The sequence below is a fragment of the Flavobacterium qiangtangense genome, assembly GCF_042658345.1.
In the GTDB taxonomy this organism is placed as follows: domain Bacteria; phylum Bacteroidota; class Bacteroidia; order Flavobacteriales; family Flavobacteriaceae; genus Flavobacterium; species Flavobacterium qiangtangense.
The window spans coordinates 228,004-243,439 of record NZ_JBHSQB010000004.1 but is presented as its reverse complement, the minus strand read 5'-3'; the positions used below and the strand labels follow the sequence as shown (position 1 = coordinate 243,439).

6 protein-coding genes are annotated in these 15,436 nt (G+C 44.5%); 3 read left to right on the top strand and 3 right to left on the bottom strand.

Translation table 11 applies throughout. The features are described 5' to 3' along the window. Window positions 1–2,337: 2,337 nt before the first annotated feature. The 3 genes from ACFPVY_RS04165 to ACFPVY_RS04155 are packed head-to-tail and all read left to right on the top strand — an operon-like array spanning window position 2,338 to window position 12,665. Window positions 2,338–9,759, top strand: a complete 7,422-nt coding sequence (locus ACFPVY_RS04165; protein WP_379790507.1) for an HYR-like domain-containing protein — start codon at window positions 2,338–2,340, stop codon at window positions 9,757–9,759. 51 nt (window positions 9,760–9,810) lie between these two features. Continuing rightward, on the top strand, window positions 9,811–10,722 hold the full coding sequence (locus tag ACFPVY_RS04160; RefSeq protein ID WP_379790506.1) for a PorP/SprF family type IX secretion system membrane protein: 912 nt from the start codon (window positions 9,811–9,813) through the stop codon (window positions 10,720–10,722). A gap of 8 nt (window positions 10,723–10,730) precedes the next feature. Further along, a complete protein-coding gene (locus ACFPVY_RS04155; protein ID WP_379790505.1) occupies window positions 10,731–12,665 on the top strand; it encodes an OmpA family protein in 1,935 nt (644 codons plus the stop codon). Between the two features lie 357 nt (window positions 12,666–13,022). On the opposite strand, the gene ACFPVY_RS04150 is transcribed toward ACFPVY_RS04155, so the two are convergent. The 3 genes from ACFPVY_RS04150 to ACFPVY_RS04140 form a co-directional block, all read right to left on the bottom strand. Continuing rightward, a complete protein-coding gene (locus tag ACFPVY_RS04150; RefSeq protein ID WP_379790504.1) occupies window positions 13,023–13,538 on the bottom strand; it encodes a CAP domain-containing protein in 516 nt (171 codons plus the stop codon). Between the two features lie 186 nt (window positions 13,539–13,724). After that, complete coding sequence (pdxH, locus tag ACFPVY_RS04145) at window positions 13,725–14,366, bottom strand: pyridoxamine 5'-phosphate oxidase (RefSeq protein ID WP_379790503.1); 642 nt, start codon at window positions 14,364–14,366, stop codon at window positions 13,725–13,727. Window positions 14,367–14,504: 138 nt separating this feature from the next. Further along, a complete protein-coding gene (locus tag ACFPVY_RS04140) occupies window positions 14,505–15,410 on the bottom strand; it encodes a ribonuclease Z (protein WP_379790502.1) in 906 nt (301 codons plus the stop codon). Between the last annotated feature and the right edge of the window lie 26 nt (window positions 15,411–15,436).

The following is a 15,436-nucleotide window of genomic DNA, read 5'->3' as shown; positions in this document are numbered from 1 at the left end:
TGGGTACTTTAAAATTTAAGTTCAAAACTACAACTGACTGTTCTATCTTAGTGAACACAAGTTGTGCCAACGGAATTTTGGTATACGGTTCAACGACAGGTGTTGGCGCAACAACCAATACGATCATAAAAGATCAGCCATTAATCAGAGGTTACAATACCAATGGTCAATGTGCCGGCGAACCAATTGCAGTTCCATTAACAGTAAATATTAACGCGACAAATTACACCGCACAAAACTGTTCAACAACTTCAACAACCAGAACATTTGCATTTTGTAATGTTGGAAGTTCAATCGCATTGTCACAAATTTCTGGAAGCTTTCCTGCAGGATCGATGTTTTATAATCAATATCCGGTAACAGGAAGTGCGATTCAATATACAACTTCAAATCCTTTTCCTGCGGTTGCTGGTTCATCAATTACCTATTATGCAGTTCCGCAAAATGGAGGAGCTTGTGTTTTTCCATTTAAAATAAATATTTGCAATCCAATTGATGCTGTTGATGACAACATGCCACAAACGTTAGGCATAACTGGAAGTTCAAACATAGGAAACATTTTTGCAAACAACGGAAATGGTGCTGACATGTTAAATGGTTCGCAAGTAGCAATTGGCCTTGTGAATTTGACTGTAACAAATCCTGCGACGCCGCTTTTGCCAGGACTTCCTGTTCCATCAATCAATTTAGCAACAGGAAACGTTAGCGTACCAGTCGGAACTCCTGCCGGTAATTATTTTATTACTTACCAAATTTGTGAAAAAGCAAATCCAACAAACTGCGATACTGCAATTGTAAAAATTCCTGTTTCTATAACGCCAATTGATGCGGTTAATGACCTTATGCCACAAACTGTTGGAGCTGTTGGAAATCCAAATGCAGGCAATATCTTTGCAAATAACGGAAGCGGAATCGACACTTTAAACGGAGTTTTAGCAACGCTTGGTTTAGTAAACCTTTCGGTTATTTCTCCTGCAGTTGCAATTGTTCCGGGTTCACCAGTTCCTTCTGTAAATATTTTAAACGGAACTGTGATTGTCCCTCAAGGAACTCCAGAAGGAAATTATCAGATAACTTATAGAATCTGCGAAAGCTTGAATTCAAATAACTGCGATACCGCGGTGGTTACTATTCCTGTGACTAGCGCTCCAATTGTAGCCCAAAACGATGCGATTCCGTCAACAAACGGCGCAACCGGAAACACAAATGCAGGAAACATTTTTGCTTCTAACGGAAGCGGAATCGACACATTAAACGGAACACAGGTCTTGATTTCTAACGTAAATCTTACAGTTACAACGCCTGCAACGCCAAATACGGCCGGAGCCTTGGTTCCAACGATCGACCTTGCAACCGGAAACGTTGTAATTCCTGCGGGAACCCCAGCCGGAAGCTACACGATCACCTACCAGATCTGCGAAAAACTAAACCCGACGAATTGCGATACCGCAGTAGTGACGATTCCCGTAGCAAAAGCAGTAATCGATGCCCAAAATGATGCGATTCCATCGACAAACGGAGCAACCGGAAGCACGAATGCCGGAAACATTTTCGCCTCTAACGGAAGCGGAATCGACACGTTAAACGGAACACAGGCAACAATCGGACAAGTAAATCTTACAGTTACAACTCCAGCAACGCCGAACACGGCCGGAGCATTGGTTCCGACGATCGACCTTGCAACCGGAAACGTTGTAATTCCTGCGGGAACCCCAGCCGGAAGCTACACGATCACCTACCAGATCTGCGAAAAACTAAACCCGACGAACTGCGATACGGCGGTAGTTACGATTCCCGTAGCAAAAGCAGCAATCGACGCTGTCAACGATGCAATTCCATCAACAAACGGAGCTACGGGAAACACAAATGCAGGAAACATCTTCGCTAATAACGGAAGCGGAATCGACACATTAAACGGTGCCCAGGTTCTTATCGGAAACGTAAATCTTTCGGTTACGACTCCTGCAACGCCGAACACGGCCGGAGCATTGGTTCCAACGATCGACCTTGCAACCGGAAACGTTGTAATTCCTGCGGGAACCCCAGCCGGAAGCTACACGATCACCTACCAGATCTGCGAAAAACTAAACCCGACGAACTGCGATACGGCAGTAGTGACGATTCCCGTAGCAAAAGCAGTTATCGATGCCCAAAACGACACGATTCCATCGACAAACGGCGCAACCGGAAGCACGAATGCCGGAAACATCTTCGCCTCTAACGGAAGCGGAATCGACACATTAAACGGAACACAGGCAACAATCGGACAAGTAAATCTTTCGGTAACCGCTCCTGCAACGCCAAACACGGCCGGAGCCTTGGTTCCAACGATCGACNTTGGTTCCAACGATCGACCTTGCAACCGGAAACGTTGTAATTCCTGCGGGAACCCCAGCCGGAAGCTACACGATCACCTACCAGATCTGCGAAAAACTAAACCCGACGAACTGCGATACGGCAGTAGTTACGATTCCCGTAGCAAAAGCAGTAATCGACGCTGTCAACGACACGATTCCGTCAACAAACGGCGCAACCGGAAACACGAATGCCGGAAACATCTTCGCCTCTAACGGAAGCGGAATCGACACGTTAAACGGAACACAGGCAACAATCGGACAAGTAAATCTTTCGGTAACCGCTCCTGCAACGCCAAACACGGCCGGAGCCTTGGTTCCAACAATCGACCTTGCAACCGGAAACGTAATAATTCCTGCGGGAACCCCAGCCGGAAGCTATACGATCACCTACCAGATCTGCGAAAAATTAAACCCGACGAATTGCGATACGGCAATAGTTACGATTCCTGTTACAAAAGCATTAATCGACGCCCAAAACGATGCGATTCCATCGACAAACGGCGCAACCGGAAGCACGAATGCCGGAAACATCTTCGCTTCTAACGGAAGCGGAATCGACACTTTGAACGGTGCCCAGGTTCTTATCGGAAACGTAAATCTTACAGTTACGACTCCTGCAACACCGAACACGGCAGGAGCATTGGTTCCGACGATCGACCTTGCAACCGGAAACGTAGTAATTCCTGCGGGAACCCCAGCCGGAAATTATACGATCACCTACCAGATCTGCGAAAAACTAAACCCGACGAACTGCGATACGGCGGTGGTAACGATTCCTGTGACAAAAGCAGTAATCGACGCTGTCAACGACACGATTCCATCAACAAACGGAGCAACCGGAAGCACGAATGCCGGAAACATTTTCGCCTCTAACGGAAGCGGAATCGACACATTAAATGGCGCCCAAGTTCTTATCGGAAACGTAAATCTTACAGTTACAGCTCCTGCAACGCCAAACACGGCCGGAGCATTGGTTCCGACAATCGACCTTGCAACCGGAAACGTAGTGATTCCTGCGGGAACCCCTGCCGGAAGCTACACGATCACCTACCAGATCTGCGAAAAACTAAACCCGACGAACTGCGATACGGCAATAGTTACGATTCCTGTTGCAAAAGCAGCAATCGACGCCCAAAACGATGCAATTCCATCAACAAACGGCGCAACCGGAAACAACAATGCCGGAAACATTTTCGCCTCTAACGGAAGCGGAATCGACACATTAAACGGAACACAGGCAACAATCGGACAAGTAAATCTTACAGTTACAACTCCTGCAACGCCAAACACGGCCGGAGCATTGGTTCCAACGATCGACCTTGCAACCGGAAACGTAGTGATTCCTGCCGGAACCCCAGCCGGAAGCTACACGATCACCTACCAGATCTGCGAAAAACTAAACCCGACGAACTGCGATACGGCAGTAGTTACGATTCCTGTGACTAGCGCTCCAATTGTAGCCCAAAACGATGCGATTCCATCGACAAACGGCGCAACCGGAAACAACAATGCCGGAAACATTTTCGCCTCTAACGGAAGCGGAATCGACACTTTGAACGGTGCCCAGGTTCTTATCGGAAACGTAAATCTTTCGGTTACGACTCCAGCAACGCCAAATACGGCCGGAGCATTGGTTCCGACGATCGACCTTGCAACCGGAAACGTAACAATTCCTGCGGGAACCCCTGCCGGAAGCTACACGATCACCTACCAGATCTGCGAAAAACTAAACCCGACGAATTGCGATACGGCAGTAGTTACGATTCCCGTAGCAAAAGCAGCAATCGACGCTGTCAACGACACGATTCCATCGACAAACGGCGCAACCGGAAACACAAATGCAGGAAACATCTTCGCTTCTAACGGAAGCGGAATCGACACATTAAACGGTGCCCAGGTTCTTATCGGAAACGTAAATCTTACAGTTACAACTCCTGCAACGCCAAATACGGCCGGAGCATTGGTTCCAACGATCGACCTTGCAACCGGAAACGTAGTGATTCCTGCGGGAACCCCAGCCGGAAGCTACACGATCACCTACCAGATCTGCGAAAAACTAAATCCGACGAACTGCGATACGGCAGTAGTTACGATTCCTGTTGCAAAAGCAGTAATCGATGCCCAAAACGATGCGATTCCATCAACAAACGGAGCAACCGGAAGCACGAATGCCGGAAACATCTTCGCCTCTAACGGAAGCGGAATCGACACGTTAAACGGAACACAGGCAACAATCGGACAAGTAAATCTTACAGTTACAACTCCAGCAACGCCGAACACGGCCGGAGCATTGGTTCCGACGATCGACCTTGCAACCGGAAACGTGGTGATTCCTGCGGGAACCCCAGCCGGAAGCTACACGATGACCTACCAGATCTGCGAAAAACTAAACCCGACAAACTGCGATACGGCAATAGTTACGATTCCTGTATATACTCCTTCCATCAAATTATTGAAAGAAGGAACTTACGTTGATTCTAATCTTCCGGCTGGAGTATCGGTTGGAGATATCATTAATTATACATTTACAGTAATTAACAATGGAACGAGTGCTCTTACAAATATTACGGTAACTGATCCACTTGTAACCGTTATCGGTGGGCCAATTGCTACTTTAGCTGCTGGAGAATCAGATTCAACAACATTCACAGCAACTTATACAGTTACACAGACTGATATCGATGCGGGACAAGTAAACAACCTTGCAATTGCAACAGGAACACCACCTGCTGGTCCTCCAGTTACAGATACTTCATCTGACCCTACTCCATGTGCTACTTGTGAGCCAGTTGTTGGATGTCCTGATTGTACTTCTACTGAGCTTCCATCAAATCCGGGTATCAAAATAACTAAGGATGGGACTTACGTGGACAATAACGGTGATGGAATTACAAATGCTGGAGATACTGTTACATATGCATTTGTGATCACAAACACAGGAAACGTTACTTTAACGAATGTGACTGTGACCGATAATAATGCAGTAGTTTCAGGCGGACCAATTGCAACTCTTGTTGTAGGAGCCACAGATTCAACAACCTTTACTGCTGTTCACACAATTACTCAAGCAGATATAACTGCAGGACAAGTAAATAACTTGGCACTTGCTACGGGCACGACTCCTTCAGGAACACCAGTTACAGATGAATCTTCCGACCCTACTCCTTGTACCACTTGTACTCCTTCTCCTGGATGTTTAGATTGTACAAATACGCCATTGATTAATGCTGTAAATGACTTTTTTAATGCAATTGCTTGTAATGTGAATGGTGTAGCAGGAAATATTTTAGCTAATGATACTTATGGTTCGACTTTCGTTAACACGGATGCTTCTAGCCAAGTAAATTTGACTGTATTATCAGGAACTAATTCTTACATAAACATTAGCTCAACTGGTATTGTAAATATTTCAAGCGGTATTGCTGCAGGTACTTATACTATTACCTACCAAATATGTAGTGCTCTATCTCCAAACGTATGTGACAAAGCAATCGTTACCATAAATATAGTAGATACAACTGCGCCGATGTTTGTTGAAACACTGCCAGCAAATGTTACGGTTGAATGTAATGCGGTTCCAACTGCGCCAACATTGACTGCGACTGACACTTGTGGAAGCGCTACTGTAACTTTTACTACATCGACAACCAACGGAAACTGCCCAGGAAATTACACTATAACTAACACTTGGACTGCAACTGATGCTTCTGGAAACACAACGATTCACGTTCAGACTGTAACTGTTCAGGACACGACGGCTCCGACTTTCACGGAAGCACTTCCAACAGACGTGACGGTAGAATGCTCAGCGGTTCCGACCGCCCCGACATTGACTGCAACCGACAACTGCGGCACTGCGGCGGTTGCCTATTCTGAAACATCTGCAGCAGGAAATTGCGCCGGAAGCTACACATTGACAAGAACATGGACCGCGACAGACCTTTGCGGGCTGACTGCGACTCATATCCAGACAATCACGGTTCAGGACACGACCGCTCCGACTTTCGTGGAAGCTTTACCATCAAACATTACGGTACAATGCTCTGCGGTTCCGACCGCCCCGACCTTGACTGCAACCGACAACTGCGGAACTGCCACAGTTTCTTATTCTGAAACTTCTGCTCCTGGAACATGCGCCGGAAGCTACACATTGACAAGAACATGGACCGCAACAGACCTTTGCGGACTGACTGCAACTCACGTTCAGACAATCACCGTTCAGGACACGACAGCTCCGACTTTCACGGAAGCTTTACCAACTAACGCAACGGTAGAATGCTCAGCGGTTCCGACTGCCCCGACATTGACTGCAACCGACAACTGCGGCACTGCGACAGTTTCTTATTCTGAAACATCTGCGCCAGGAAATTGCGCCGGAAGCTATACCTTGACAAGAACATGGACAGCGACAGACCTTTGCGGGCTGACTGCGACGCATATCCAGACGATTACCGTTCAGGACACGACAGCTCCGACTTTCACGGAAGCACTTCCAGCGAATGTAACGGTAGAATGCTCTGCGGTTCCGACCGCCCCGACATTGACTGCAACCGACAACTGCGGCACTGCTTCGGTTTCTTATTCTGAAACGACTGCTCCTGGAACATGCGCCGGAAGCTACACATTGACAAGAACATGGACCGCAACAGACCTTTGCGGACTGACTGCGACTCACGTTCAGACAATCACCGTTCAGGACACGACAGCTCCGACTTTCACGGAAGCACTTCCAGCGAATGTAACGGCAGAATGCTCTGCGGTTCCGACCGCCCCGACTTTGACTGCGACGGACAACTGCGGCACTGCCACAGTTTCTTATTCTGAAACTTCTGCAGCAGGAACATGCGCCGGAAGCTACACATTGACAAGAACATGGACCGCAACAGACCTTTGCGGACTGACTGCAACTCATATCCAGACAATCACGGTTCAGGACACGACGGCTCCAAGTTTCGTAGAAGCTTTACCAACTAACGCAACGGTTGAATGCTCTGCGGTTCCGACTGCCCCGACATTGACTGCGACGGACAACTGCGGAACTGCCACAGTTTCTTATTCTGAAACGACTGCTCCTGGAACATGCGCCGGAAGCTATACATTGACAAGAACATGGACCGCAACAGACCTTTGCGGGCTGACTGCAACTCATATCCAGACAATCACCGTTCAGGACACGACAGCTCCAAGTTTCGTAGAAGCTTTACCAACTAACGCAACGGTTGAATGCTCGGCAATCCCAACCGACCCTACTTTGACTGCAACCGACAACTGCGGAACTGCCACAGTTTCTTATTCTGAAACTTCTGCTCCTGGAACATGCGCGGGAAGCTATACATTGACAAGAACATGGACCGCAACAGACCTTTGCGGACTGACTGCAACTCACGTTCAGACAATCACCGTTCAGGACACGACAGCTCCAAGTTTCGTAGAAGCTTTACCAACTAACGCAACGGTTGAATGCTCTGCGGTTCCGACTGCCCCGACATTGACTGCGACGGACAACTGCGGAACTGCCACAGTTTCTTATTCTGAAACGACTGCTCCTGGAACATGCGCCGGAAGCTACACATTGACAAGAACATGGACCGCAACAGACCTTTGCGGGCTGACTGCAACTCATATCCAGACAGTCACGGTTCAGGACACGACGGCTCCAAGTTTCGTAGAAGCTTTACCAACTAACGCAACGGTTGAATGCTCGGCAATCCCAACCGCCCCTACTTTGACTGCAACCGACAACTGTGGCACTGCGACGGTTTCTTATTCTGAGACATCTGCAGCAGGAACATGCGCCGGAAGCTACACATTGACAAGAACATGGACGGCAACGGACCTTTGCGGACTGACTGCAACTCACGTTCAGACAATCACCGTTCAGGACACGACAGCTCCGACTTTCACGGAAGCACTTCCAGCGAATGTAACGGTAGAATGCTCTGCGGTTCCGACCGCGCCGACTTTGACTGCGACAGACAACTGCGGAACTGCGACAGTTGCTTATTCTGAAACATCTGCACAAGGAACATGCGCCGGAAGCTACACATTGACAAGAACATGGACCGCGACCGACCTTTGCGGGCTGACTGCGACTCATATCCAGACAATCACCGTTCAGGACACGACGGCTCCGACATTTGTGGAAGCACTTCCAGCGAATGTAACGGCAGAATGCTCAGCTGTTCCGACCGCTCCTATTTTGACTGCGACAGACAACTGCGGAACTGCGACAGTTGCTTATTCTGAAACGACTACAGCCGGAAATTGCGCCGGAAGCTACACATTAACAAGAACATGGACGGCAACAGACCTTTGCGGGCTGACTGCGACTCATATCCAGACAATCACGGTTCAGGACACGACGGCTCCGACTTTTAATATGACTGTTCCGGCTGATGTTACTGTTTCTTGCGGATCAATCCCGGCAGCGGCAACTATGACAGCTGCCGATTCTTGCGGAACTGCAGCAGTTTCTTACAGCGAAACTTCTGCTCCTGGAGCTTGCGTTGGCGATTCGATCATCACGAGAACTTGGACCGCTACTGATTCTTGCGGCAACGCGGCTTCGGTTTCACAAATAATTACGGTGGAAGATAATGTGGCGCCAACGACCAACACGACATTTGATGCAGTATTAAATGTCACGTGTGATTCGATCAACGCAGTACCAGATTTACAATTTGCAGATGCTTGTTCTTCAGTAGAAAACACTACTTTTGACGAGCAAATTACAAACCAGACAGCTTCAGGCTATACCATCATCAGAACTTGGACTGCGACTGACGAATGCGGAAACATAGGAACGGTAAACCAGACGGTTAACGTTGCGATCAGAGTTCCTGTTGAGACGATCCCGAGCGAATTGTGCATCGAAGACCTGTCAATCGACCTGTTCACGCTGCTTGACCCTACTGTTGAACAAAACGGAACCTGGATCGACACGAATAACTCTGGAGGATTGAACGGAAGTACCTTCAACCCCGCCCAAGCTGCTGTCGGGTATTACTTGTTGAGCTATGTGATTCCGGGTGGCGACTGCCCGAGAACTATCGAGATCAATATGAACGTAAATGACGACTGCGTGGTATTGCCGGCCTGTACGATCAACGTGCACAACGCGATGAGCCCTAACAATGACGGAATGAATGACTTCTTCCAGATTGACGGACTTGACTGCTATCCGAATAACTCTGTAGAAATCTACAACCGTTGGGGAGTTCTTGTATTCGATACTGTTGGTTATGACAATAATTCTAAAGTGTTCCGAGGAATTTCTGAAGGAAGGGTAACGGTTAAGCAAGAATCTGAACTGCCAGCCGGAACGTACTTCTACATCCTAAAGTATTCTGATGCTGAAGGAAACAACAAGGAAAAAGCAAGCTACTTATATATTACCAGATAAAAAGTCTAACTTCCGGGAATGCCCGTTCCCGGAACTAAACAAACAAAATAAATGAAAACAAGAATTTTATTTTTCGCCTTGATGCTGTCCAGTTTTGCAGGTTTTGCGCAACAGGATGCCCAATACACGCAATATATGTACAACACTATCAATATAAATCCGGCTTATGCAGGTTCCCGAGGTGTCTTGAGCGTTTTCGGGCTTCACAGAACGCAGTGGGTCGGCCTTGACGGAGCTCCGACAACGAACGCTTTTTCTGTCAACGCGCCGATCAACAACAGCAAGCTCGGAGTCGGGTTGTCTTTCGTAAATGACAGAATCGGCCCGACAGAGGAAAACACGATTTCAGCAGACGTATCATACACGGTGCAGACTTCAGAAACCTACAACCTTTCCTTTGGCATCAAGGGAACTGCGAACCTTTTCAGCTTGGACGTAAACAAATTGAATCCGGCCGATGCCAATGACCCGAGACTTTATAATTTCGATAATAATTTCACGCCGAATGTGGGTGCCGGAGTTTACTTCCACTCTGAAAAGCTTTATGTGGGGCTTTCTGTCCCAAATTTCTTTGAGACGACCAGATACGAAGACAATTCTATTTCGGTGACAAAAGAAAGAATGAACTTTTACCTGATCGGAGGCTATGTTTTTGACTTGAGCCCAAGCATCAAGTTCAAGCCTGCCTTCTTGGCGAAGACAATCGAGGGAGCGCCATTGCAGCTTGACGTTTCAGGAAATTTCCTGATCAACGACAAGTTTACGATCGGTGCGGCCTGGAGATGGAGCGCCGCGGCGAGCTTGATGGCCGGCTTCCAGATCACTGACGGATTATTTGTGGGTTACGGATATGATCTTGAAACTACGAGACTGTCCAGATACAATTCTGGATCGCACGAAATCTTCTTGAGATTCGAGCTTTTCAGCAAATACGACAAAATTACTTCACCAAGATTCTTCTAATTATGAAAATGAAATTTATATATCTGGCATTTATCGGGATCCTCAGCATCAGCGGGTTTTCACAGGAAGCTGCGGTAAGAAAGGGCGATAAAAAATATGAAAAGTATGCTTATATCGATGCCATAAAAACATACGAGCGCGTTGCCGAAAAAGGCTACAAGTCTCCAGAAATGCTTCAGAAACTAGGAAACTCCTATTATTTCAATGCCGATCTGGCCAGCGCCGCAAAATGGTACGGAGAACTTTTTAAAATGACCGAAGATGTTGAGGCAGAATATTTCTACCGCTATTCCCAATCGCTGAAAAGCATCGGGGAATACGACAGGGCGAACCAGATGCTCGAAAAATTCAGCCAGAAATCTGGCGTGGATTCAAGAGCAAAATTATTCGTGGTCCAAAAAAATTACCTGGACCAGATCAAGAAAAATTCTGGAAGGTACAATCTCGAAAACGCCGGAATCAATTCTGCCTATTCTGATTACGGAAGTGCTTTCTACGGAGAAAAAATTGTCTTCGCTTCTGCAAAGGACACCGGAAATTTCTCAAAAAGAAAGCACGCCTGGACCGACCAGTATTTTACAAATATGTATGTTTCCGACCTAAACGCAGACGGAAGCCTGTCGGCGCCGCAGAAATTTGCAAAGAGCCTGAACACAAAATTCCACGAGTCCACTCCTGCTTTTTCGAAAGACGGAAAGACGATGTACTTTACCAGAAACAATTTTGCTGGCGGCAAGAAAGGGAAAAGCTCTGAAAAGATTACGTTCCTTAAAATTTACAAAGCCACTTTGGAGGGAGAAAAATGGACAAGCGTAACAGAACTTCCGTTCAATAACAATGACTACAGCGTGGCGCATCCTGCGTTGAGTCCGAATGGGAAGACGTTGTATTTTGCTTCAGACATGCCGGGAACCTTGGGCGCTTCAGATATATTCAAGGTCGATGTCAATGAAGACGGAAGCTTTGGAAAACCTGTAAATCTAGGTCCAAAAATCAATACGCCGGGAAGAGAAACCTTTCCTTTTATATCTGACGATAACGAGATTTATTTTGCTTCAGACGGCCATCCCGGATTGGGCGGACTCGATGTTTTTGCTGCAAAAATTGAAGGAAATGATTTCAGCGAAATACAAAATATTGGAGAGCCAGCAAACACAAAACTCGATGATTTCGGCTTTTTGATCAATACGAAAACCAAGATTGGGTTCATCAGCTCGAATCGCGAAGGCGGTAACGGAAATGACGACATCTATAAATTTCTGGAAACAAAACCTTTGGAATTTACCTGCAGGCAGTTGCTTTCCGGAATCGTAACCGACGAGGAAACAGGAGCGATTTTAGCAAATGCCAAAGTGACGCTGTTTGACGATAAGTTCAACAAAATTAAGGAAACCACATCTGATGCTTCCGGAAATTATTCGTTTGAAGAAGTGGAATGCGACAGATCTTACTATGTTCGTGGCGAGAAGCCAGAATATGTTACGAAAGAACAAAAGATTTTTATTCCGAAGGAAAGCGGGAAGACGGATTTGCCTGTTGCTCTAGAAAAATTGGTGAAACAGGTAAAAGTCGGTGATGACCTGGCAAAAACTTTCGGGATCAAGATTATCTATTTTGACTTGGACAAATGGGACATACGCCAGGATGCGGCAGTAGATTTGGCCAAAATCGTTGATGTCTTGCAGGAATATCCAACGATGAAAGTTGACGTAAGATCGCACACCGACAGCCGCCAGACGAAAAAATACAACGAGAAACTATCTGACAGAAGAGCAAAATCAACTGTCGAGTGGATGGTTCAGGATGGAATCGACGCTTCAAGGCTGACCGGAAAAGGTTATGGAGAGACACAATTGGTCAACAAATGTGCCGACGGCGTTCAGTGTTCTGAAGAAGAGCATCAGCTGAATAGAAGAAGTGAATTCATAATTACGGCTTTGTAATTAAAATTTTATTATAAAATGAAAAAGCATTCGCTAATTGCGAATGCTTTTTTTTGTTATTTAAATCTTTGTAATATATTTAAAAATATATCCCCATACAAAAATTTTTGCGCGATCGTTTTTTGAATTGTAATCAAAACAAAAGAATCAATTCTTTATACATTTTAACTGGAAACGTGCCGATTAAAATGACCCAAGAAAAATTAAACCCCATCTAATATTAATTATCTAAAAAATTCTCTTTTATAATGTGTGGCAGTCAAAAAATCGAGAGGCAAACTTAAATAACATTTATTTTAAAGACTGTTCAAAAAAAAACTGCATCTAAAATGCAGTCTTTTTTTTGAGCCTGTCATATTATTTTTTAATAAACATATTGGTATAATACTTTCTTCCACTTTCTGGATCAACACTCACTGATATTCCAAAATGTGTAAAATTTCCTTCGATGTTCGCTTTATGTCCTGGACTGTTTAACCAAGCATTTACGGCAGCTTGTGGCGTGTTGTAATTATAAGCTACATTTTCGCTTACTCTTACCGCGCCTAAAACTTGGATTAAATTTTCTGAACGTTCTTCGAATAGATCATGGTTAACTACGTTGTGCTGAATCATATATTCGTTGTGCTCTTGCGACTTGTACGAAATGTGATTAATTGGCAATAAAGCTGGTAAATTCAAAGATTGACGGTGTGCATTGATTAAGTTAAAAAGCTCCAATTCAGAAGCATCATAATCATAATTTTCAACCAAGGAAGTTGAAGTTGCAGTTTGTTTAAGAATTTGTTCGTCAGATTCTGAGTCAGAAGAACAGGAAACCATTGCGAACAATAGAGCCATTGGCAATAATGCTCTGAACATTTTTGCAGTCATAGTTAAGTAGGTTAAGATTTATAAGATCTCGAAAAAGCCTTTGGGAAAACTTTTTCTCGAAATATCATCAAGATTATTTGGGGCACAATCTTTTTGATATTCAATATTACTAAAACATCGTTAAACTGCAAAAAAAAATCGATGAACTACATCATTTTTCTAAAATTAGATGGTTATTCTTACAAATCAAGATGACAATCTGTCCATATTCCACTCAAAACTTTGTAATTGGAACCGAATTCGATCGTGGAGACGATTTGCTCTTCCTTGCCAAAATTCGATCTCAATTGGCTTGATCAAATAACCGCCCCAATATTCTGGACGTTGGATTTCTTTTCCTACAAATTGATCTTCAAGTTGTTGTATTTTATTTTCTAAAATTTCTCTACCAGAAATCACTTCGCTTTGATGAGATGCAACGGCTCCGAGTTGACTTCCTGTTGGTCTGGAATGAAAATAGTCGTCAGAAACTTTTTCAGTGGTTTTTTCGGCAATTCCTTTGATGATAACTTGGCGTTCTGAATTGTGCCAAAAGAAAGAAAGACACACATTTGGATTTTCTGCGATTGCTTTTCCTTTTTCAGATTCATAATTCGTAAAAAATATAAATCCTTCGGAAGTAAATTTTTTTAACAGCACTACTCTATTTTTTGGAAATCCGTCCAAACCAATTGTGGAAATTGTCATGGCATTGATTTCTTCGGAACCGCCGATTTCCTCAGCTTCCTGAAACCATTTTGCAAATAACTCAAAAGGATTTTTTGAAATAGAACTTTCTAAGAGTTCACTTTTTTCGTATGATTTTCTGTAGTTGCTTAAGTCTTTCATTTTTTTGAGTTGCTAAGTTTCTTAGGCGCTGAGGCACTAAGCATTTAAGCAAAGTTACAAAGTTTAAAAATTAAGGCTATGATAAATATCAGTTAAAGTAAAAAACTTACCAATTTAGTGTCTTTAAAACTTAGCGTCTTAAAAAGAAAAACTTTCCCCATCATTTCCCAATAAAACATTTGGGAAAACTGTTTCTGCTTCTTCTTTAAACTTTAAAATTGACTCGTATCGCGTGGAATAATGACCGAGAACTAAATTCTTGGCATTTGCTTTTAAAGCGATTCTTGCAGCTTCTTTTGCCGTGGAATGCATTGTTTTTTCGGCAAGAAGAGCTTCTGTTTCGAGAAAAGTTGACTCGTGATACAAAACATTTACGTCTTGAATCAACGGCAAAATATCTTCGTTATAAATTGTATCTGAACAAAACGCATAACTTTTTGCAGGTTCTGGATCAAAAGTCAAATCAGAATTTGGGATCACGCGCCCATCTTCTAAAGTGATGTCGCCCCCATATTTTATTTTTTGGTAATAAACTTGATCGATTTCATAATTTAAAACTGCGTTGATGTCTAATTTTCGCTCTTTGAATTTTTCTTTGAACAAAAAACCATTCGTATAAATTCGGTGTTTCAACGGAATTGTTTTCACGATCACATTATCATCTTCAAAAACAGTTTCTGATTCCGTTGAAGTCAATTCGTGAAAATATAAATTATAATTGGTCCAAGAATTTGACAATTTTAATTGAAGCGTGATGATTTCTTTGATTCCTTTTGGTCCATAAATATGAAGGTCGGCAACGCGCCCCAAAAGCATATACGTGGAAACCAAGCCCACCAAACCATACATGTGATCGCCGTGAAGATGCGAAATAAAAATGTGGTTAATCTTTGAAAACTTAATTTTATTCTTGCGCAACTGCACCTGAGTTCCTTCGCCACAGTCGATCAAAAACATTCTGTTTCTGATTTCTAAAACCTGTGAAGTTGGATTCGTGATTGTTCTTGGTGTTGCGGCATAACAGCCTAAAATGGTAAGCTTCAAAATAATAATGAGTTATGAATTACAAG

Excerpts from the sequence above, each read along its gene's own strand:
- ACFPVY_RS04160 (WP_379790506.1), top strand. The coding sequence starts at position 9,811 with ATGAAAACAAGAATTTTATTTTTCGCCTTGATGCTGTCCAGTTTTGCA.
- ACFPVY_RS04155 (WP_379790505.1), top strand. The coding sequence starts at position 10,731 with ATGAAATTTATATATCTGGCATTTATCGGGATCCTCAGCATCAGCGGG.
- ACFPVY_RS04150 (WP_379790504.1), bottom strand. The coding sequence starts at position 13,538 with ATGACTGCAAAAATGTTCAGAGCATTATTGCCAATGGCTCTATTGTTC.
- pdxH (WP_379790503.1), bottom strand. The coding sequence starts at position 14,366 with ATGAAAGACTTAAGCAACTACAGAAAATCATACGAAAAAAGTGAACTC.